Annotated in this window: 21 protein-coding genes; 11 read left to right on the top strand and 10 right to left on the bottom strand. The window is 57.0% G+C overall.

Annotated features, from left to right (window positions below; genetic code table 11):
• Window positions 1-22 precede the first annotated feature (22 nt).
• Window positions 23-367: an LPP20 family lipoprotein gene (locus K6123_RS07310; protein ID WP_221795898.1), complete on the bottom strand. Its 345-nt coding sequence runs from the start codon at window positions 365-367 to the stop codon at window positions 23-25.
• A 162-nt stretch (window positions 368-529) separates the two neighbouring features.
• On the opposite strand from K6123_RS07310, the gene K6123_RS07305 reads away from it, so the two are divergent.
• From K6123_RS07305 to K6123_RS07295, 3 genes are all read left to right on the top strand, one after another.
• A complete protein-coding gene (locus tag K6123_RS07305) occupies window positions 530-1,111 on the top strand; it encodes an LPP20 family lipoprotein (protein WP_221795895.1) in 582 nt (193 codons plus the stop codon).
• 80 nt (window positions 1,112-1,191) lie between these two features.
• The gene (locus K6123_RS07300; protein WP_221795892.1) at window positions 1,192-2,760 is read left to right on the top strand and encodes a hypothetical protein; all 1,569 of its coding nucleotides are present in this window, start codon (window positions 1,192-1,194) and stop codon (window positions 2,758-2,760) included.
• Window positions 2,761-2,866: 106 nt separating this feature from the next.
• A complete protein-coding gene (locus K6123_RS07295) occupies window positions 2,867-3,508 on the top strand; it encodes an MBL fold metallo-hydrolase (RefSeq protein ID WP_221797013.1) in 642 nt (213 codons plus the stop codon).
• Between the two features lie 33 nt (window positions 3,509-3,541).
• Here K6123_RS07295 and K6123_RS07290 read toward each other — a convergent pair whose 3' ends face one another.
• Window positions 3,542-3,937, bottom strand: a complete 396-nt coding sequence (locus K6123_RS07290) for a GFA family protein (protein ID WP_221795889.1) — start codon at window positions 3,935-3,937, stop codon at window positions 3,542-3,544.
• A gap of 177 nt (window positions 3,938-4,114) precedes the next feature.
• Window positions 4,115-4,327 (bottom strand): 50S ribosomal protein L31, encoded by a 213-nt coding sequence (rpmE, locus tag K6123_RS07285; RefSeq protein ID WP_221795886.1) that lies wholly within the window; start codon window positions 4,325-4,327, stop codon window positions 4,115-4,117.
• Between the two features lie 203 nt (window positions 4,328-4,530).
• Here rpmE and K6123_RS07280 point away from each other — a divergent pair, with 203 nt between their 5' ends.
• From K6123_RS07280 to K6123_RS07270, 3 genes are all read left to right on the top strand, one after another.
• Window positions 4,531-6,744 carry a primosomal protein N' gene (locus K6123_RS07280; RefSeq protein WP_221795883.1) on the top strand — a complete coding sequence of 738 codons (2,214 nt, stop codon included), beginning with the start codon at window positions 4,531-4,533 and terminating at the stop codon, window positions 6,742-6,744.
• An 81-nt stretch (window positions 6,745-6,825) separates the two neighbouring features.
• Window positions 6,826-7,617, top strand: a complete 792-nt coding sequence (locus K6123_RS07275; protein ID WP_221795880.1) for a CZB domain-containing protein — start codon at window positions 6,826-6,828, stop codon at window positions 7,615-7,617.
• Between the two features lie 92 nt (window positions 7,618-7,709).
• The gene (locus tag K6123_RS07270; protein WP_221795877.1) at window positions 7,710-8,180 is read left to right on the top strand and encodes a phosphatidylglycerophosphatase A family protein; all 471 of its coding nucleotides are present in this window, start codon (window positions 7,710-7,712) and stop codon (window positions 8,178-8,180) included.
• A 178-nt stretch (window positions 8,181-8,358) separates the two neighbouring features.
• Here the strand turns inward: K6123_RS07270 and K6123_RS07265 are convergent, their stop codons facing one another.
• A complete protein-coding gene (locus K6123_RS07265; protein ID WP_221795874.1) occupies window positions 8,359-9,036 on the bottom strand; it encodes a zinc metallopeptidase in 678 nt (225 codons plus the stop codon).
• 251 nt (window positions 9,037-9,287) lie between these two features.
• Between K6123_RS07265 and ribA the strand changes: the two genes are divergently transcribed.
• Complete coding sequence (gene ribA / locus K6123_RS07260) at window positions 9,288-9,923, top strand: GTP cyclohydrolase II (protein ID WP_221795871.1); 636 nt, start codon at window positions 9,288-9,290, stop codon at window positions 9,921-9,923.
• On the opposite strand, the gene nosR is transcribed toward ribA, so the two are convergent.
• The 5 genes from nosR to K6123_RS07235 form a co-directional block, all read right to left on the bottom strand.
• Window positions 9,915-11,288 carry a response regulator c-di-GMP phosphodiesterase, NosR family gene (gene nosR / locus K6123_RS07255; RefSeq protein WP_221795867.1) on the bottom strand — a complete coding sequence of 458 codons (1,374 nt, stop codon included), beginning with the start codon at window positions 11,286-11,288 and terminating at the stop codon, window positions 9,915-9,917. The two genes, ribA and nosR, sit on opposite strands and share 9 nt — an antisense overlap.
• Window positions 11,281-12,351, bottom strand: coding sequence for a sensor histidine kinase (locus tag K6123_RS07250; protein WP_221795862.1), 1,071 nt, complete (start codon window positions 12,349-12,351; stop codon window positions 11,281-11,283). The genes nosR and K6123_RS07250 overlap by 8 nt, the downstream gene beginning before the upstream one ends.
• Before the next feature lie 85 nt (window positions 12,352-12,436).
• Complete coding sequence (gene dxs / locus K6123_RS07245; protein WP_221795859.1) at window positions 12,437-14,335, bottom strand: 1-deoxy-D-xylulose-5-phosphate synthase; 1,899 nt, start codon at window positions 14,333-14,335, stop codon at window positions 12,437-12,439.
• 213 nt (window positions 14,336-14,548) lie between these two features.
• Entirely contained in the window at window positions 14,549-15,448 is a 900-nt protein-coding gene (locus tag K6123_RS07240) for a polyprenyl synthetase family protein (protein WP_221795856.1), read from the bottom strand.
• Window positions 15,445-15,693 carry an exodeoxyribonuclease VII small subunit gene (locus K6123_RS07235; RefSeq protein WP_221795853.1) on the bottom strand — a complete coding sequence of 83 codons (249 nt, stop codon included), beginning with the start codon at window positions 15,691-15,693 and terminating at the stop codon, window positions 15,445-15,447. The genes K6123_RS07240 and K6123_RS07235 overlap by 4 nt, the downstream gene beginning before the upstream one ends.
• Before the next feature lie 146 nt (window positions 15,694-15,839).
• On the opposite strand from K6123_RS07235, the gene pomA reads away from it, so the two are divergent.
• The 4 genes from pomA to K6123_RS07215 are packed head-to-tail and all read left to right on the top strand — an operon-like array spanning window position 15,840 to window position 18,951.
• Window positions 15,840-16,598 carry a flagellar motor protein PomA gene (pomA, locus tag K6123_RS07230; protein ID WP_221795850.1) on the top strand — a complete coding sequence of 253 codons (759 nt, stop codon included), beginning with the start codon at window positions 15,840-15,842 and terminating at the stop codon, window positions 16,596-16,598.
• Window positions 16,599-16,603: 5 nt separating this feature from the next.
• Window positions 16,604-17,590, top strand: coding sequence for a flagellar motor protein MotB (locus tag K6123_RS07225; RefSeq protein WP_221795847.1), 987 nt, complete (start codon window positions 16,604-16,606; stop codon window positions 17,588-17,590).
• Window positions 17,577-18,170, top strand: a complete 594-nt coding sequence (locus K6123_RS07220) for a PilZ domain-containing protein (RefSeq protein WP_221795844.1) — start codon at window positions 17,577-17,579, stop codon at window positions 18,168-18,170. The genes K6123_RS07225 and K6123_RS07220 overlap by 14 nt, the downstream gene beginning before the upstream one ends.
• A gap of 58 nt (window positions 18,171-18,228) precedes the next feature.
• Entirely contained in the window at window positions 18,229-18,951 is a 723-nt protein-coding gene (locus tag K6123_RS07215; RefSeq protein ID WP_221795841.1) for a 16S rRNA (uracil(1498)-N(3))-methyltransferase, read from the top strand.
• 64 nt (window positions 18,952-19,015) lie between these two features.
• Here K6123_RS07215 and K6123_RS07210 read toward each other — a convergent pair whose 3' ends face one another.
• Window positions 19,016-19,669, bottom strand: coding sequence for a Frag1/DRAM/Sfk1 family protein (locus K6123_RS07210; protein WP_221795838.1), 654 nt, complete (start codon window positions 19,667-19,669; stop codon window positions 19,016-19,018).
• Between the last annotated feature and the right edge of the window lie 39 nt (window positions 19,670-19,708).

Raw genomic sequence — 19,708 nt, 5'->3', positions numbered from 1 at the left:
AGCTCCGCTGGCTAATAACTGGCTAGCGGACGCGCTCCATATAGACAAAAAACTCATCCGTCAGCGGGTCGTACCAGCTGTCTATCAGGCGGCTTTTCACCGTCTGGTTAACAATCTGCTGGCGGGTTTGCTGATCCATCGCGCTGCTGCTGGTGCCATTACGGACCGCTTCCTGCGTCAACGTCTGCTGACTGATAACCACCCCCTGTTCCGCCGCCAGGCGCGCTCGTGCCCGCTGTATTGCACATTCTTCCTGCGCCGCCCGCCCTTTGGCATGGGTGCGACAGGAAGCCACCACACCGTCAGCGGGATGATCAATCCAGTCCGGCCGGGCATTCTGTACCGGCGAGGCGACACAAGCCGTCAAGAAAATGAAACCCGTGTACAACAAACTCTTTCTCATAATGTCAGACTCACAACACTCAGCCGCTGGTATTCGGGTGTATTCTATTCTGATAACAGATTGGTTAGGCTGACGAATAATCGTGCTTGCCTGCAAGCACAGCTCATGAAGGTCAAGGAGACGATAATGAAAATGCGTAATTTGCTGGTGACAATGGCCGCCGCCACCACGCTGGCCGCCTGTAGTGGTAACACCCAGCAACAGGCTGCGGTTGAATGTGCTTTCCCGGGTACGACCCAGGCCGCGCCATCCTGGGTTTGTGGTGAAGCGCCGGAAGGCGTTGAGCTGTCTGCAGTGGGTTTTGCTGACAAGTCCGGCGCCGGTATGAACTTCATGAAACAGATGGCGGCTGCCCAGGCCCGTACTGAACTGGCTTCCACCATGAAGGTACAGGTTTCCAACATGATCAAGCAGTACGCCGAAACCACTGGTGCCGGTGACGATGAAAGCGTCGACATGGTCAATACTTCGGTGACCAAGCAGATCACTTCCGAAACCCTGATCGGCTCCCGCATCCTGCGTCAGATCTCAACCCCGACTGGCGGCCTGGTGGTACTGGTTGGTCTGGACCCGGCTGGCGTCAGCGATATCGCTGAACAGGCCGTAAAAACGTCCATGGCCAATGATCGTGCGCTGTGGCAGAAATTCCAGGCGGAAAAAGGCTTTGATGAGCTGGCGACTGAAATCGCCAATATGAAAGCCCAGTAATAACGCCTCTGGCCCCGGTTACAGCTTATTGATCAGACATAGCCTCCGGGGCTTGTTGCAACGCTTCTGCGAGATCGCCGATGAAGACCCGCTTGCATGCCTTGTTGCTAGCCACCATGGCGTTGTCAGCCCCGCTCAGCAACGCCGCCAGTGCCGAATACCAGCAATGGCTGCAACGTACCCAACAGCAGTATCAGCAATACCTGGAAGCCAACGACAAGGCTTTTCTGGCGTTTTTGCGCAGTCGCTGGGAATCCGTGCCGGTGGCACCACCGGAACAACGCGACGATACGCCCAAACCGGTTGACCTGCCGGTTGCTCCAGCTGAACAGCCGGTCGATAAACCGCAGCCTGACGACACGCCTCTGGTAGTGCTTAAACCAGCGCCGTCTGCCACGCCCGAGAAGCCGCCTGTACTTGACGAAAAACCAGTTCCTGAAGCCACACCGGCTGTTCCAGCGCCGATAACCAGCCAACCCGTCAGTCCGCAACCCGTCACTCCGCAGCCAATTGCGCCCACACCTCTGGTTGCCCAGCCGACAGCGCCCGGCCGTGATGAATCTGATGTCCGGCTGGATTATTTTGGTGACTCGCTGACCATTCGTTACGCCAACGCTTTCCGTCATCCCCGGCTGTTACGCAAACCCGGCAGTGATGCGATTGCCAGTAGCTGGCAAACACTGGCCTCCAGCCCACATCAGCAACTGGTAAAACAGCTCAAGCAAACCGTCAACCGGTTGCAGCTCAATGACTGGGGCAGCGCGCTGCTGTTCGACCAGTTCGTTCGCAGCATTGGCATCGACGGCGACAGCCGGGTGATCAGCAGCTGGTTCCTGCTGGTCAAGGCCGGTTATGACGCCCGGGTTGCCTACGATGAAGACCACGTTTACCTGCTGGTTGCCACCGATGAACCGCTGTACGGCGTCACCTATTTCACCCTAGGCAAAAAACGCTATTACTCGGTCAACCTGAATGGCGACAACATTCAGGCCAGCCGGGTGTTTACCTATGAAGGCCAGCACGACCTTGGCCATCGGCCAATCGGGTTTGGCCAACCCAACCGTTTCCGTGCCGGTGGCAAAATCGAGCAACGTCAGCTGGAATTTGATTATCAACAGCAGCATTACCAGCTGACGCTCGATCTGCCGAGCGGTTATACAGGTTATTACGCCCAATACCCGCAGCTGGAACTGGCCAGTTATTTCCGTGCCGGTTTGCCAGAATCGGTTGGCAACGAACTGCTGAGCCAATTGCGGCCGCTGATCGCCAACCAGACCGAACTGGAAGCCACCAACCGGCTGCTGCGTTTTGTCCAAACGGCGTTTGCCTACGAAACCGATGAACAGCAATTCCGGCAGGAGAATTACCTGTTCCCGCTGGAAACCCTGCACTACCCCTATTCCGACTGTGAAGACCGCGCCATCCTGTTTTCCTGGCTGGTCAATCAGCTGCTGGGCTTACCCACCGTGATTGTCTCCTGGCCGGGCCATGTCGCCACTGCAGTTGGCTTCAGTTCGCGGGTTGATGGGGTCGGCTGGAATCTTGATGGCCAACACTTTGTGCTGGCTGATCCCACCTTTATCAACGCCAACGCCGGTATGGTGATGCCAGCCTATAGCAAGCAACAGCCCAAACTGATTCGCTTCTGAATCCTCCCTCGAGTCGCCCAGCCTGACGGACAAAGCAGGTTGGGCGCTTGTCACGGCTTTGCTAACATCCCGCCATTCGACATTTTTCAGGACTCTGGCCATGCCATTGCAATATCAGCTGGTGCCCGTCACTGCCTTTATGCAGAACTGCACCATTTTCATGTGTGAAGAAACCCGCAAGGCGGCCATTGTTGACCCCGGCGGTGATGTGGCAAAAATCGAAGCAGCACTGCAGCAAATGGGCGCCAGCGCGGAAAAAATCCTGCTGACTCACGGTCATCTTGATCACGTCGGTGCCAGCGCCGAGCTGGCCAGTAAGCTCAACATTCCGATTATCGGCCCACACAAGGGCGACGAGTTCTGGCTGCAAGCCTTGCCACAGCAGGCACAGATGTTTGGTTTTGCCCCGGCCACCAGCTTCAGCCCGGACCAATGGCTCGAAGATGGCGATACAGTCACGGTTGGTAATGTCGAACTGCAGGTGATTCACACGCCAGGGCATACTCCCGGTCACGTGGTGTTCCTGCAACCGCAGCAGCAACTGGCCCAGGTCGGTGATGTGATATTTAACGGTTCAATTGGCCGCACGGATTTCCCGCAGGGCAATCACGCCGATTTGATCAGCTCGATTCGCGACAAGCTGTTCCCGTTGGGGGATGAGATCCGGTTTATTCCCGGCCACGGCCCGGAATCCACCTTTGGTGCAGAGCGCCGCAGCAATCCGTTTGTGGCGGATCGCCGCGGTTAATTCAGCCGATCATATTCGATCGGCTCAGATTACTCAGGGACGTTCGTCATACTGCGGCAGGTCGTCGGTGATGTCGTCCCAGCAAGCCTTGCTGCCAACAAAGATATGGCACTGCTTGTCGATCTCGACTTCGCTGTCCAGCGAACCAATCCGTAACCGCAGCAGCTCTGGTGCCGACTGGCGCTGACTGTAGATCGGTGTACCGCACTGGCCACAGAAATAACGCCGGGCATCTGCCGAAGAGGCGTGATAGCGCATCACATCAACACCACTCAGCAGATGAAAATCCGCTGTATTGACCGCCGCGTTAATCGCGTAGGCCGAGCCGTTGGACTTGCGACACTTCTGGCAGTGACACATCATCGCTGCCCCCAATTCGCCGTTGATCTGATAGTGCACGGCACCACAAAGACAACTTCCTTCCAGCATGAGAGTTCTCCACTCTGCCAACAACCAGGCCAGAGATAATGCCAGAGGCGGGTGACGGCTGGCTAACGGAGATAGCCACTGCGGACCAGCAGCATTTTATGCTGGCCCGAATTGCAGCCAATAAAAAACCCGCACAAGGCGGGTTTTTTATCAGCGTTGGTCTGATTCAGGCGGCCATTACTTGGCGCCGAAACCACCAAAACGCTTCTTGAAGCGGTCGATACGACCACCAGTGTCTACCACTTTCTGCTTACCAGTGTAGAAAGGGTGACATGCGGAACATACGTCCAGGTACATTTCGCCTGGCTTGGAAGAACGAGTCTTGATTACGTTACCGCAAGAACAGGTTGCTGTCAGTTCAGCGTATTCTGGATGGATACCATCTTTCATGGGACACCTCGAAATCTTCACGCCGCAACCCGTTATATAGACAGGCACCGCGCTACTGTTATACCTGAAACCAGGCTGGCTAAAATTAAGTTTGCCTCGCGCTTTATATGGCTGACCTGGTTGCCGAAACAACGATTCAACCCCTTGCGGAGACAATAAGGACGCGCATAATACCAGAGCCTTTTTCAGCAGCAAGCTTTTTTATGTCCTTTTACGTCGTCCGGGTCGCAGTGCCTGTGCCCTTGCGGCGCAGTTTTGACTATTTACCCTGTGAGGGTTCACAGCGTGCTGACTGGCAGGCCGGACAACGGGTACGGGTGCAGTTTGGCCAGCAGCTGCTGACCGCCATAGTGCTGTCCACCGAAGAGCAGACAGACGTCCCCGCCAACAAGCTCAAGCCGCTGCTGGAACGGCTCGACGAATACCCCTTACTCAGTGCCGAGCAGCTGCAACTGGGGCAATGGCTGAGCCGCTATTACCACCACAGCATCGGTGAAGTGCTCGAGCTGATGTTGCCCGCCATGTTGCGGCGCGGCAGCTCACTCGACGAAGCCCTCGAAGATGGCTGGCAACGCCGCCCGGATCAGCCCTCAATGCCGACCTTGCGCGGCAGTCAGCAACAAGCCTTGTGGCAACGGTTTGAGCAGCAAGCCAACTGGTCTCACAGCGCATTAACCCAGCAGGGATTCAGCCTTGCCCAGCTGCGCCGTCTGGCCGAGCTGGAATTGATTGAGGCGACCCGCAGCCTGCCCGTCCCCGCCACCACAGACGATTCAAAACCACCGCTGCCATTGAACCCGGAACAGCAAAAAGCCCTTGATGCACTACTGCCGGAACTGGGCCGTTTTCGCATTGCACTGCTGGAAGGCGTCACCGGTTCTGGTAAAACCGAAGTCTATTTACAGCTGATCGCTGAAGCCCTGCAACGCGGCCAGCAGGTGATGGTGCTGGTACCGGAAATCGGTTTGACGCCACAGACAGTACAGCGTTTTCGTGAGCGTTTTGGGGTGCCGGTCGTAGCGGTGCATTCCGGCCTTAACGACCGTGAGCGTTTGCAAGCCTGGTGTTTGTGCCATGAGGGCCGCGCGCGCATCCTGATTGGCACCCGCTCGGCGGTGTTTACGCCAATGCCGCAACTGGGCCTGATCGTGCTTGACGAGGAACACGACAACTCCTTCAAACAACAGGACGGCGTACGCTATTCCGCTCGCGACTTTGCGCTGGTGCGAGCCCAGAAAGCCGCTATACCAATTCTGTTGGGCTCCGCGACACCGGCGCTGGAAACCCTCAACAATGCGCTCAGTGGTCGCTATCTGCACCTGAAACTGACCCAGCGGGCCGGTAACGCCAAACCACCCGGCATGAAGCTGCACAGCACCCTGCATCAGCCTTTGACCTTCGGGCTGGCGCAACCGGTCATCGCCAAGATCCAGCAACACGTCGAAGCCGGTCGACAGGTACTGGTGTTTATTAATCGCCGTGGTTACGCGCCGCTGTTTGCCTGTCCGGATTGTGGCTGGCTGGCCGAATGCCGCCGCTGCGACGCCCGCCTGACGCTACACCAGTCGCCCTTACGACTGCACTGCCACCATTGTGATTACCAGCAAGGCGTGCCGGGTTTTTGCCCGCAATGTCACAGCGACAAGGTTACCGCACTCGGTCAGGGTACCGAACGACTGGCAGACGATCTGGCCAGAATGTTTCCCGATGTGCCCGTTACCCGCATCGACCGCGACACCGCCCGCACCCGCAACGCTTTTGAAGAATTACTGGCAGAAGTCCACCAGCCCGGCAAACGGATTCTGGTTGGCACCCAGATGCTGGCCAAGGGCCATCATTTCCCATCGGTGACCATGGTGGTGATTCTCGACGCCGACGCCGGGTTGTTCAGTGCCGATTTCCGTGGCATGGAGCAGACCGCCCAGCTGATCCTGCAGGTTGCCGGGCGCGCCGGACGCGCCGAGCATCCCGGCGAAGTCTGGATTCAGACCCTTTACGCCGACCATCCGCAGCTCAACCTGCTGATCAATGACGGTTATCACGCGCTGGCCGAAACCCTGTTAAAGGAACGCCTGTATCAGCAGCTGCCGCCCTACAGTCATATGGCCATGTTACGGGCTGAATCCCCCAACAAGGCGCTGGCCGAACAGCTGTTGCAGCAAGCACGCCAGTATCTGCAACAGATCAGCCCGCCACCGCAGGCCAGCGGCGGCCTGGCGCCGCTGGTACTGGTAGGGCCATTTCCGGCGATCATGGAACGCCGCGCCGGACGCTTCCGCCAACAGCTGCAAATGTTCTGTGCAGAACGCGCGGGGCTGCACAGCAAGCTCGACCCGCTGGTCGATTTCCTTCACAGCCTCAAGGGTTTCCATCAGGTGCGCTGGCATCTGGACATTGACCCGGTCGATACCCTTTAAAAGCGATTCAAGCTTCGGCAAGCAAGCTGCAAAGCGCTGTCTATACTGGAAACAAACCCGTTTTCCAGTCAGGTGCTGTGGATGGAATATCTCAGCTTCGCTCACGACGACAATCAGTACGCCGTGCCACTCAGCAGCGTGCGTTACATCGCCGCCGATAAAAGTCTGCCGGTAACCCCGGTCGTTCAGAATGGCCGCAAGACCATCAACACGGTGCAGTTTGAAAACCGTGTCTGTCGGCTATTCGATATGCAGGAGTTGCTGGGTCAGGCATCCAAGCGCGATGAAATTTGCCAGCTGTTACAACTGCTGCATGACCGCGAGCGGGATCACCTCAACTGGCTGCGAGCGCTGGAAAACTCGTTGCGTCACGATACCGCCTTCACGCTGACCCGTGATCCCTGTGCCTGCCAGTTTGGCCTCTGGTACGCCAACTTCAAACCGGCTGATCCAACCCTGGCACAGCTGATGGCCAAGTTCGACCAACCCCACCGCCGCATTCATGCACTGGCTGATGAATTACTCGCACTGAGCCAACAAGATCAGACCGACAAGGCCCTGGCCGAGCTGGATTACCATCAACGCACCACGCTGAAACGACTGCAGGAGCTGTTCAGCGATGCCCGCGAGCTGATTTCCGGTGGCGTTCGACCGACGGTGATCATGCTGCAACAGGCTAGCGACACCGTGGCGGGCCTGAAGGTCGATACCATTGGCGAAGTGTTTGACAGCAGTCCGGCCCAACGCGATCAAAGCTCCGACAGCTATATGCCGATATTCGCCAGCGGCTGGCTGAAAAACGTTCAGCTCAACGACGGCCCCTGCTCTGCGATTCTGGTGATCGACCCGACCCGCCTTGGTGCCGCAGGCTAAGCAACAGACCCAACGGCGGGTTAGCGCAGCGGTTGTATTGCCCGGCAGCTGGATTATCATCGGCGCTGCGTTTTGATTCCGGAGTATTCCCCTTGGCGGCAGCACAACTCACATCCTGGCAACACTGGCTGGCCTTTGGCCTTGGTTCTGGACTGGCCCGCAAGGCACCGGGAACCTGGGGCACACTGGCCGCAATTCCGGTGTGGTGGCTGGCGCTGCAACATCTGCCATTGCTGCCGTATCTGCTGATGCTGCTGCTGACATCACTGGTGGGGATTTATCTGTGTGGTAAAACCGCCGACGACCTTGGCGTGCACGACCATCCGGGCATTGTCTGGGACGAATGGGTGGGCATCTGGATTACCTGCCTGCTGTTGCCCGATGGCTGGTACTGGATAGTGGCGGCGTTCGCCGCGTTCCGTTTCTTCGACATTCTCAAACCCTGGCCGATTCGATGGCTTGATCAACACGTCGAAGGCGGTCTGGGCATTATGATCGACGATATTCTGGCCGGCATTATGGCGCTGATTGTGGTTCAGCTGGCGGCCTTCTGGCTGGTTTGAAGCAGCCATTGCATCGCCGGGCCCGAGATAATGATGGGCATGGCCCTTCCTACGCTCGGTGTTAGACAATCATGATCGTAGGGTCCAGGCATGCCTGAACAGGCGTTGTAGACAGGCCGCGCCCAACACCACCGGGATTATGATGGGCATGGCCCATCTACGGTTTCGGGGTTTAAAGCTAGCGTCGTAAATATCGGAGCCAACGCCAGACATTCAGCAAGCTGGCCAGTGAGCCAGCCACATAGGTAAACGCTGCGGCGCGCAGAATGCTGTGCGCCTTGAGCATATCCGCCTGATCCAGATACTCGCCTTCCCTCAGCATTGGCAAGGCCTTGCCAAAACTGGCGTCGACTTCCACTGGCAGCGTGATCAGGTGTACCAGGGTATTGATCAGCATCGCCACGATCGCCACCAGTAATGCCCAACGACTCGCCGCTGGCGTCACAAATGCCAGCAAGGGCGCAAGCAATAACGCCACTGGCGCCAGCCGCTGCAACCCGAACGCCAGTAGCGCCAGCCCCTGGCGCATGCGAAACATCGACTCGCCACGGGCATGTTGCAATGCATGACCCACTTCGTGGGCAGCGACGACCACAGCCGTCAGGGTTTTGCCTTCAAACTTGTCGGTGGTCAGCCGCACCGCTTTGGCATGAGGGTCGTAGTGATCGCCCTGATCGGTGGTTTCCACTTTAACGTCATCCAGTTGCAGATTGTTGAGCAGATGGCGAGCCATTTCACCACCCGTGCCGGGGAAGTCCTGCCGATGGCCACTGTGACGCCGCAACACGTACTGCACCCACATTCCCGGGGCTGTCAGTAACAGCAATAACAACAAAACCGCGATAACGATCAGCATCAGACGTTCCTGTGCAACACTGTGTTGGCAACTTATGAGAAGCTTTCTGGCTCATAATTCTGATCAGGCCTTGTTAGCGCAGTAACAGGCCCATTAGCCGCATTTTGCGGCAATCTGGCAGGAATGCCAGCTGCTGTCACAGGTTTTGGCATACAAACTGCGTCAGAACCTCATCAGAACGGCAGCCAATCTTTGGTGAACCAGTGTACTGCTGGTAGACTACGCCGCCTGTTTTATTGGAGGTGAAACCCTTGGCCATTCAATACATCGCATCTTCGAAACTGCCAACTCCGTTTGGTATTTTCATCATGCACGGGTTTGAAGATACGGTGACGGGAAAAGAACACGTTGCGCTGACCATGGGCGATATTGCCAATGGTGAGCCAGTGCTGGCTCGCGCGCATTCCGAGTGTCTGACCGGCGACGCGCTGTTCAGCATGCGCTGTGATTGTGGTTACCAGCTTGAAACGGCGCTGCGTTCAGTCGCCAATGCCGGTCATGGTGTGGTGCTGTATTTGCGTCAGGAAGGCCGCGGTATTGGTCTGTTGAACAAGATTCGCGCCTATAACCTGCAGGATCAGGGTGCCGACACGGTTGAAGCCAACGAAAAGCTTGGCTTCGCTGCGGATATGCGCGACTACAGCATGTGTGAACCCATGCTGTCGCACCTAGGGATTCATGCGATTCGTCTGATGACCAACAACCCGCGCAAGGTCAAAGCCCTCAGTGAGGCTGGTGTCACCGTGGTTGAGCGGGTCGCCATCGAAGTTGGCCGTAATCCGCACAACGAAGGTTATCTGAGCACCAAGGCCGCCAAGCTTGGCCATATGCTGACTGGCGGCGAACTGACTCATCAGGACGATAACGCCAACGCCGACTCACTCTGAGTCGGCTGCCGGATCAGTCTCGTCCTCCGCCTCGCGGAGGTTTTCCGGCCTGACGTGCAGCATGATCTCGTAGCCCTCATACTGGCGTGCCAGCGCCTGCATCTTGCTGACATGACGTTCCGTCAGCAAGGTTCCCTCAGACAGCAGCATGACGCCAGCAGGGCTGATCAGCCCCGTCGCCAGCACCATACCCGGGCGTGCCTCGGTAATCGGAATGCGCTCAAGATTCGACACCACCCCTTCATCAAAGTCATCCAGTACTTCGCCAAAGATGTCCACCAGCTCACGGTCATAGCGTGAGCCGACGTGTTTGAGCAGGTAGGTTCGGGCGTCTTCGTCACTGAGTTTTTCGCCGATAAAGTTGTGCTCCCGCTGTAAATCGGCGTAGTCCGTGACAATCCGCAGGATGCGGGCCGCCAGCGGAATCGCACCGCCTTCGAGGTGATCCGGGAAGCCCTTGCCGTTAAACAGCTCCATATGGGAACGAATGATGTCAGCAGAATTGTGCAGCGGCTCGAGCATCATCAGGGTGGTTTGACCATTCATGGGAAAGTGTGAATATTCGCGTTTTTCGACCTGATTCATCACGGTCAGCGACTTCACCAGCACCGCATCCGGCAAGGTGACCTTGCCAATATTCTTCAGCAAGGCAGCGTAATACAGATCCTGTACCTGCTGTCCCACCAGCCCGGCGAACTCTCCAAACAGCTTGCTCAGTCGCGCCAGCCGCTCACTGCTGCCCCGTTCCTCACCAAGGCGCTGTTCGATCATGCCGACCAGCAAATGCACCATGCTGTTGAACTCCTGCACCAGTGACCGATTGCTGGAATCCAGCCTGGCCTCGACGGCACCCGCCTCGCTCGATTTTTCCAGATACTTTTGCTCCAGTTCCTGGTTCAGCAAGCGCAGATTTTCATTTTGTTCGGCAATACGGGCCTGCAAACTGGCATTGGCAATTTTTAGTACCGAGGTCTGCAACGCGTCGGCGACCACTCCACGCAGCATCTGGTTATCCCAGGGCTTGTTCACGTAACGGAAAATATTGCCTTCATTAACCGCCTGGATGGTCGATTCGAGATCGGCGTAACCTGTAATCAGGATCCTGACCATGTCTGGCCAGCGTTCAAAGCAGATCTTCAGCAACTCGGCACCCGACATCTGTGGCATCCGCATATCGGAAATAATCAGATCAAACGGCTGATCTTCCAGCAGCTGCAAGGCTTCAGCAGCACTGTTGGCCACCATCACATCATGATTACGATGCAGCAGCCGTTTGAGTGCCTGCAACACGGCAGGCTCATCATCAACCAGCAGAATATGGCCGGTTTTGGCATCGGCCCCCACGTCCTCAAACCCATCAAACATCCGGCTTACCTCCTTCGGCCAAGGGCAGGAATATGCTGAAACAGCTGCCGTTACCGGGATTCGTGTGTACCTCAATACGACCCTGGTGGTCAGCGACCAGCTTCTGGCTCAGATACAGCCCCATACCAGTGCCGTCACCATCCGTTTTGGTGGTAAAGAAAGGATCAAAAATGTGTTCACGTACCGAAGCTGAAATACCCGGGCCGTTGTCTTCAACCGCCAGTTCCAGCTCGCCCGGATGCAGCCGTTCAAGTAACCGAATTTGGCCTCCGCCTGAACTGGCAGCGACCGCCTGAATGGCATTCACCAGCAGGTTCAGCACCACCTGGCCAATTTGAGCGGCGTTGCAGAAAATCTGTGGCGCCGGGTCCGGCAATAATTCAGCTTCCAGGGTCAGGCCGTCACCCAGCCGTATACGGGCAATATTCAGGATCGCCCGCAGTTCATGCCGCAGATCACACAGCTGTTTGTGGCTGCCGGTTCCCAGCGTCAGCATTTTCATATCCGTGACGATGTGGCTGATACGGTCGACGCCTTCAAGAGCGTCATTCAGACGCTCAGGCAGAAATTCGAGCACATCGGCAAGCTGCTCCGCCCGCCATACCTGCAACAATTGCTGGCTGACCGGGTGCTCGCGCCCAAGCAGATCGGCGGCCTGATCGACGGCACTGACGAACTGCCGTAAATGGCCAAAGTCATCGTTCAGTTCCGCCAGATTACTGGAGATATAGGCAATAGGATTTTTGATTTCGTGGGCGATACCGGCCGCCAGTAACCCCAGCGCCACCAGCTGCTCGGTTTGTTGCAACTGTTGCAGCCGCTGCGCGGTGATAGTCGCGTCCGTTGCATCGGCCGGGCTCGTATCAGAGGCTATGGCAGTCCCCATTTCCGGTTTCGGAGCAGACTTCCGCTGATGCTGGCTAACACCCCAAATGACACAAGCTGATACCAGCATGCCAAGCAGCAGCCAGCCGAACGCCGCCAGTCCTGCAAGCCAGCCTGCCAAAAACAGCAATACAGCCAGAAATATGGCCGGGAATATGAGCCAGCGACTGACGATCACCGCCACCCTCCGATCAGCTACCTACTCTCTTAAGTAAAGCAGCTTTGGCGGAGTCAGGCGGTGAAATCCGTGTCTGAAAACAGAATCAGCTCGCCTTGTTAAGGCCAGCCAGACGATTGGCGACGGCTTCCAGCAATTGACCGCAGTCGAGTTGGATATCCTGCCACTGACGGGCAGGAGTCGCGTGTTCAATATAACGATCCGGGATACCACGCAGCAGCACAGGGACCGCAATGCCTTGTTCAGCCAGTGATTCCAGAACCGCCGAACCGGCACCACCCATGGTGGCGTTTTCTTCCAGCGTGACCAGCAGGTCGTGACTGGCAGCCAGTTCAGCGACCAGAGTGTGATCCAGCGGTTTGACGAAGCGCATATCCGCCACCGTCGCATCGAGCTGCTCAGCAACCACCAGCGCATTGGCCAGTGGCGCACCAAACGCCAGCAGCGCAACACGCTGACCTGCCGCAGCCGTGCCCTGCCGGACAATGCGGCCCTTGCCGATTGGCAATGCCGTCATGGTGCTGTCCGGCTCAATACCGGTGCCGCTGCCACGCGGGTAACGTACCGCTGCCGGACCTTCGTGCTGGTAGCCGGTATAGAGCATCTGCCGACACTCATTTTCATCCGACGGTGTCATCACCAGCAGGTTCGGAATACAGCGCAGGTAGCTGAGATCGTAGGCGCCGTGGTGGGTCGGGCCGTCTTCGCCGACCAGACCAGCGCGGTCGATGGCAAACAGCACGTCGAGATTCTGCAAGGCCACATCATGGATCAGCTGGTCGTAGGCGCGCTGCAGGAAGGTCGAATAAATCGCCACCACCGGCTTGCTGCCTTCACAGGCCATACCTGCTGCCAACGTCACGGCGTGCTGTTCAGCAATCGCCACGTCGAAATAGCGATCCGGAAATTCGTGCGAGAAACGCACCAGATCCGAGCCTTCACGCATCGCCGGGGTAATACCGACCAGGCGCTTGTCAGCGGCGGCCATGTCACACAGCCACTCACCAAAAATGTTTGAGTAGGTTGGTTTTTTCACCACTGCCGGGGCCGCAGAGACGGCCAGCGGTTTCAGTGCGTGGTAACCAATCGGGTCTTTTTCAGCCGGTTCGAAGCCCTTGCCCTTGCGGGTAACAATGTGCAGGAAGCGCGGCCCCTTGAGCTTGGCGAGGTTCTTCAGTGTCAGCAGCAGTTCGTCAATATCATGGCCGTTGACCGGCCCGTAATAGTTGAAGCCCAGCTCTTCGAACAGAGTGCCTGGCGACACCATGCCTTTCATATGCTCTTCGGTACGCCGAGCCAGTTCCCAGGCCGCTGGCAGTTTTTCCAGTACCTTTTTGCTGCCCGCCCGCATCGCTGAGTAGGTTTTGCTCGACCAGATGCGGGTGAAATATTTATTCAGCGCGCCGACGTTGTTGGAGATCGACATATCGTTGTCGTTGAGGATCACCAGCACGTCGGCATTTTCATGACCACCGTGATTGAGCGCTTCAAACGCCATGCCTGCCGTGATAGCCCCGTCTCCAATCACCGCAACAACATTCTGTTCCTTGCCCTGCTGACGCAGACCCAGAGCCATGCCAACAGCAGCGCTGATGGACGTACTGGAATGGCCAACACCAAAGGTATCGTAGGGGCTTTCGGAACGGGTTGGAAATGCCGCAGGGCCTTCTTCGGTTCGAATGGTCGGCAGCTGCTCGCGACGGCCGGTCAGAATCTTGTGTGGATAAGCCTGATGGCCAACGTCCCACACCAGCAAATCGTCTGGCGTATCAAATACGTAATGCAGCGCCACGGTCAGCTCGACCACCCCCAGACCGGCACCAAAATGACCACCCGACTGACCGACGCTGTAAAGCAGGTACTCGCGCAGTTGCTGACACAGGGGTTTCAGCTGTTCGGGAGGCAGGGCACGCAGATCAGCGGGACTGTTAATGGCATCCAGTATTGGGGTATCCGGACGCAAACTCGGTATTTCGGTGAACATCAGTGTCGAGTTTCCGGTCGTTGAGCACCTGACAGGTGACGGATGCTGCTACGTATTGGCGAAAAAGGTAGCCATTCTAACGATTGCAGGCCTGCTTGAGTAGGCTAATCACTATTCCCGGCCGTTATGACGGCAATGCACCGGCAAAAGTGCAGCGCTGTTAATAAACAACCGTTAATAAACAGCCGTTAATCAACCAGCGCAGCGGTCAGATTAATGATCGCGCTCAATCACGTAATCAGCGATCTGTTGCAGCAAGCCGATTTCACCACCCTGCGCCTGTAACGGCTGCAGTGCGGCATGAGCCTGCGCCACCAGCTCGGCGGCCTTGGCACGCGCCTGATCCATGCCCAGCAGGGCTGGATAGGTGGGTTTGTTCAACGCCAGATCGGCACCCGCCTGCTTGCCAAGCGTGGCAGTATCGCCTTCGACATCAAGGATGTCGTCCTGCACCTGGAAGGCCAGCCCAATAGCGTCAGCATAAGCGGTCAGCGCCTGCTGTTGCTGTTCTGATAACGGCCAGCAGGCAGCCATAGCGCCCATTTGTACGGAAGCCCGAATCAGCGCACCGGTTTTGCCACGATGCATGTATTCCAGCTCTGCCAGCGTCATCGCCTTGCCGACGTGGCCAAGGTCGATGCTCTGACCACCCACCATACCGGCCGCTCCGGCGGCCTGTGCCAATACCCGGCTGATCGCCAGAGCCTGTTGCGGCTGCAGGCTGTCATCCGCCAGCAAAACTTCAAAAGCACCGGTCAGCAAGCCGTCACCGGCGAGAATGGCAGTGGCTTCATCAAAGGCGATGTGGGTGGTTGGCTTGCCACGACGCAGGTCGTCGTCGTCCATGGCAGGCAGATCATCGTGGATCAGGCTGTAGCTGTGGATCATTTCCATCGCTACCGCCGCCGTTTCAGCGGCGACAGCGGAACCACCAACCGCTTCCGCTGCCGCCAGCGCCAGTACCGGCCGCAGGCGTTTGCCGCCGTTCAGCAGGCCATAGACCATGGCATCAGCCAGTCGCGGATCACGGCTTTGTAACTGCTGCACAGCGGCTGGCAACAGTTCATCCATGCGGGCGCGCACCTGTTGCAGGCGAACACTCAAGTCGGTCATTCGAAGTCGCCCTGGCCTGGAGCCACAAAGGGCTGTTCTACACTCTGGCCATTGCTTTCAGTCAGCAAACGGACTTTCTGTTCAGCGTCGGTCAGCGCCTGCTGACAGGCGCGGGTTAACCGCACGCCCTGTTCGAAAGCGCCCAGCGACTGCTCCAGTGTCAGTGCGCCGCTTTCCATTTTTTCGACCAGACTTTCCAGCTCCGCCAGCGACTGCTCAAAATTGAAGGATTGCTTTTCAGACATATCTACACCCTATTCGAAGCCGCAACAGTAGCGGTTGGCTTGATCAACAACAAGTCTGGAGGGGTGAATTTTGCCCCCTGACAGGAATAAACCGGATGTTTGACTAAACTCTTTTTTGGGTTCTGTGAATTCAGCAAGGAGCCATTGTGGATCTGGCAACACTGGTAGGTTTAATCGGCGCATTTGCCATTGTCGTAATGGCAATGGTGATGGGTGGCGACATTGGTATGTTCATCAACGTACCCTCCATCCTGATTGTGTTTGGCGGCAGTTTATTTGCCGTGATGATGAAGTTTGAGCTCGGCCATATGCTTGGGCTCGGCAAGGTCATGGGCAAGGGTTTTTCCTTCAAGCTCAGCAAACCGGAAACCATCATCGAAGAAGTCGTTGAACTGGCGGGGCTGGCGCGCAAGGGCGGCTTGCTGTCACTCGAAGGCAAGGAGGTCAGCGATGATTTCCTTGGCAAGGGCATCCAGTTGCTGGTCGACGGCCATGATCCTGACGTCGTCCGCACCATTCTGTCGAAGGAGGCCAAACTGGCCTCCGAGCGCCATGACGTCGGCGCCGCTATTTTTTCATCGTTCGGCGATACCGGCCCGGCGATGGGCATGATCGGCACCCTGATTGGTCTGGTGGCCATGCTGGCGAATATGGACGATCCGAAAACCATTGGTCCGGCCATGGCCGTGGCGCTGCTGACCACGCTGTACGGCGCCATGCTGGCAACCATGTTTGCGCTGCCAGTGGCGGACAAGCTGCGCCTGCGTAAAGGCGAGGAAGATCGTCTAAGGGCAATGATTATTGATGCCCTGCTGGCCATTCAGGCAGGCCAGAACCCTCGCGTGATTGAATCCATGCTGCAGGCCTATATTGCTGAAGGCAAACGTACGACTTCAGGAGATTAAGACGTATGTCTGCTGAAGAAGAACAGGAATGTCCACCCTGTCCGGCGGGGTTACCCGGTTGGCTGGCAACCTTCGCCGACCTGATGTCGCTGTTGATGTGCTTCTTTGTGCTGCTGCTGTCGTTTTCCGAAATGGACGCACTGAAGTTCAAGCGACTGGCCGGTGAATTACGGGAAGCATTCGGGGTTCAGACACTGGTGAATGCCAGCGACCCTCCGAAAGGCACCAGTGTGATCGCCCGCCAGTTCAGCCCTTCGATCCCGGAGCCTACGCCCATCAACGAAGTCCGTCAGAAAACCAGCGATATCACCAAAAGTTCGCTGGAAGTGATGTGCCAGGACGAAATCACCCAGCAGCAGGAAGCCCAGGGTGATGAAGGCCGTCAGAGCCGCCAGATTACCATTGAGTCCAACAACGACCTCACGACGGATGAGGCAACAGAAAACAATGCCTTGCAGGTCGCCAATACGCTGGAAGAAGAGATCGCCCAGGGCCAGATTGAAGTCGAAACCGTTGGCCAGAAAATTATTATCCGTATCCAGCAACGCGGTGCCTTTGCCTCGGGTTCCGATTACATTGAAGATCGTTTCCTGCCGGTGATCGACAAAATCCGGGCAGCACTGGTGACGATTCCGGGGCTGATTTCAGTGGAAGGCCATACCGACGACATTCCTGTCAGCGGCGGCCGCTTCCGTTCCAACTGGGCACTGTCGGCCGCCCGCGCGGTAGCCTTTGCCCAGGAGCTGTTCATCGCCCCGGAACTGGACGAGAATCGCTTCCAGGTGGTTGGGCATGGCGCCTCACATCCGCTGGTGCCGAACGACAATGATGCCGCCCGCGCCCGTAACCGCCGGGTCGAAATCATTATTATCAAAACGGCAGATAACTCGGATGATGACAAACCGGAAATCCAGCCAGACATGAATAAAATCAACGACGCCGTTAACGCAACGCCGGAAGACTTTGAGCTGAGACCAAATGAAATTTTCTGATCATCATCACAACGACTGGGACGGCACTGAACGGCGCGAGTATTTTCGTCTGGATGACCGCGCCCTGCTCGGCATTGAAGTGATTGAGCAGCTGCAGCAAATCAATGCCGAAATGGGGTCGCTGCAACAACTGGAACAGCAGATCTCGACCCTGCTGTATCGGGTTGAATCCAAAGACAGCGAGCTGGCGCAGCTGTTAAAACTGATGAACCAGAAACTCAACCGGGTTGCCGGACTGGAACTCGATCCCAACGTGGCGATTCCCGATCACCCGGTCGACATCAATCTCAGCGCCTGTGGTATCCGCTTCGTCACCAGCATGAATCTGCAGCAGGCCGAATACCTGCGGCTGCATCTGACGCTGCTGCCGGACCACGCCAACCTCGTGCTCGACGCCCATCTTGTTGAGCTGGAAGTACTCTCTAACACAGGCCTGAGTCAGGTCCGCGCCGCCTTCGCCAACCTCACCGAAGCCGACCGCGAAGTGTTGATCCAGCACATGATGCAGCTGCAACGACGGCAAATGAAAGCCGCAGCCGAACAACGCCAGCAAGTACCAACCGACATCAGCAACGACTGACTAGACCCCAAAGGCCTTGTTATCATGCGCGGCTTGTCGCTGGCGTTTGGAAATCAACATGGCCCCTCGCATTTACACCCCCGAAACTCTCGTCACCCATCAGCAGCTGGAACTGGAAGAACAGGCCAGTATTCATTTGTTGCGGGTGCTGCGGATGGCGGCAGGTGATCCGATCCGACTGTTTAATGGCGACGGCAACGAGTACCTGGCGTCGATCACAGAAGCTGGTAAAAAACGCGCCATGGTGACGGTCGAAAGCATCAATAGCACGGATAACGAACTGGCCCTGCCAATTCATCTGGGCCAGGTGATTTCCAAGGGCGACAAGATGGATTTCACCATCCAGAAAGCCACTGAACTGGGTGTCAGCCAGATTACTCCGCTGATCAGCGAACGCTGCGATGTCCGCCTGAAAGGCGAACGCATGGACAAGAAACTGGAACACTGGCGCAAGGTGGCAATTTCCGCCTGTGAACAATGCGGCCGCAACCGTATTCCGGAGATTCTGCCGGTCATGACCCTCAACGACTGGTATTCACAACTGCAGGCCGAACTGAAACTGATTCTGCATCCGCACAACCAGCAGCCGCTGGCGCAGCAGTCGCAGCCGACGTCCGTTGCCTTGCTGGTTGGCCCTGAAGGTGGTTTTACCGAAGTGGAAGTGGCGCAGGCGCAACAGGCTGGTTTCAATGGCCTGATTCTGGGGCCACGGATTCTGCGTACCGAAACCGCAGCGCTGGCGGCGGTATCGGTTCTCCAGTATGTCTGGGGTGATTTCTAACAGGCAGGGAGAGCAGGCGTCCCGCCTGCATAATGGTATTGGCGTGATGCCAGAGCTGCCCGGCTCAGCCAGCCTGCACTCGCAGATTTTTCCAGTCCCACCAGCTGGTGAGGAAATAACAGCCGATAAACAGCGTTGCCCACCACTCGATCAGTCGTTTGCCGTGGTTCATCTCAACTCCGATAGTGACCCCGGCAAACACCACAAACTGCAGCCACAACAGCACCATCAGAGCAGTCTTGAACCAGAACGACGGCACCACCAGGCCGTTGCGACGGCCCTTGAAAATCAACACATAGTTAATCGTCAGCGCGACCAGCATGCCCTGAAAAAACAGATTGGCACCACGCACATGCACCGGCCAGTTGGTGGCGGATTTTTCCGGCAACAACACTGCGGTGCCAACCGCCAGCCCGACTGCCGCCAGAATGCCAAAAAAGCTCATAAAGCCCCGGCTGATCTTGCCTGCCACCGGCTGCAGCCAGACCGACATCAGCAGCCACCAGATCACAAAATAAACGCAGGCGGCAATCATGCCACCACGGAAAATAAAACCGGCGTCGCCTTTCATGCCGGTGTGGGTGATGTCGGTGCAGCCGTCCAGAAACGGATTACAGATTTCCGCCGTGCCCTGGATTGCCGCCACCCAATAGGTGATGGCAATAGTGCCCATCGACAACAAAAAACTCAGCAAGGCAATATGGCGTCCAAACGACATGGCAACTCCGGAATGTAAGGCGTAAATAAAGGGCCAGAG

Source organism: Oceanobacter mangrovi (assembly GCF_019740315.1).
Taxonomy (GTDB): domain Bacteria; phylum Pseudomonadota; class Gammaproteobacteria; order Pseudomonadales; family Oceanobacteraceae; genus Oceanobacter; species Oceanobacter mangrovi.
The sequence above is the reverse complement of the archived record's forward strand: the minus strand, read 5'-3'. Positions and strand labels throughout refer to the sequence as shown.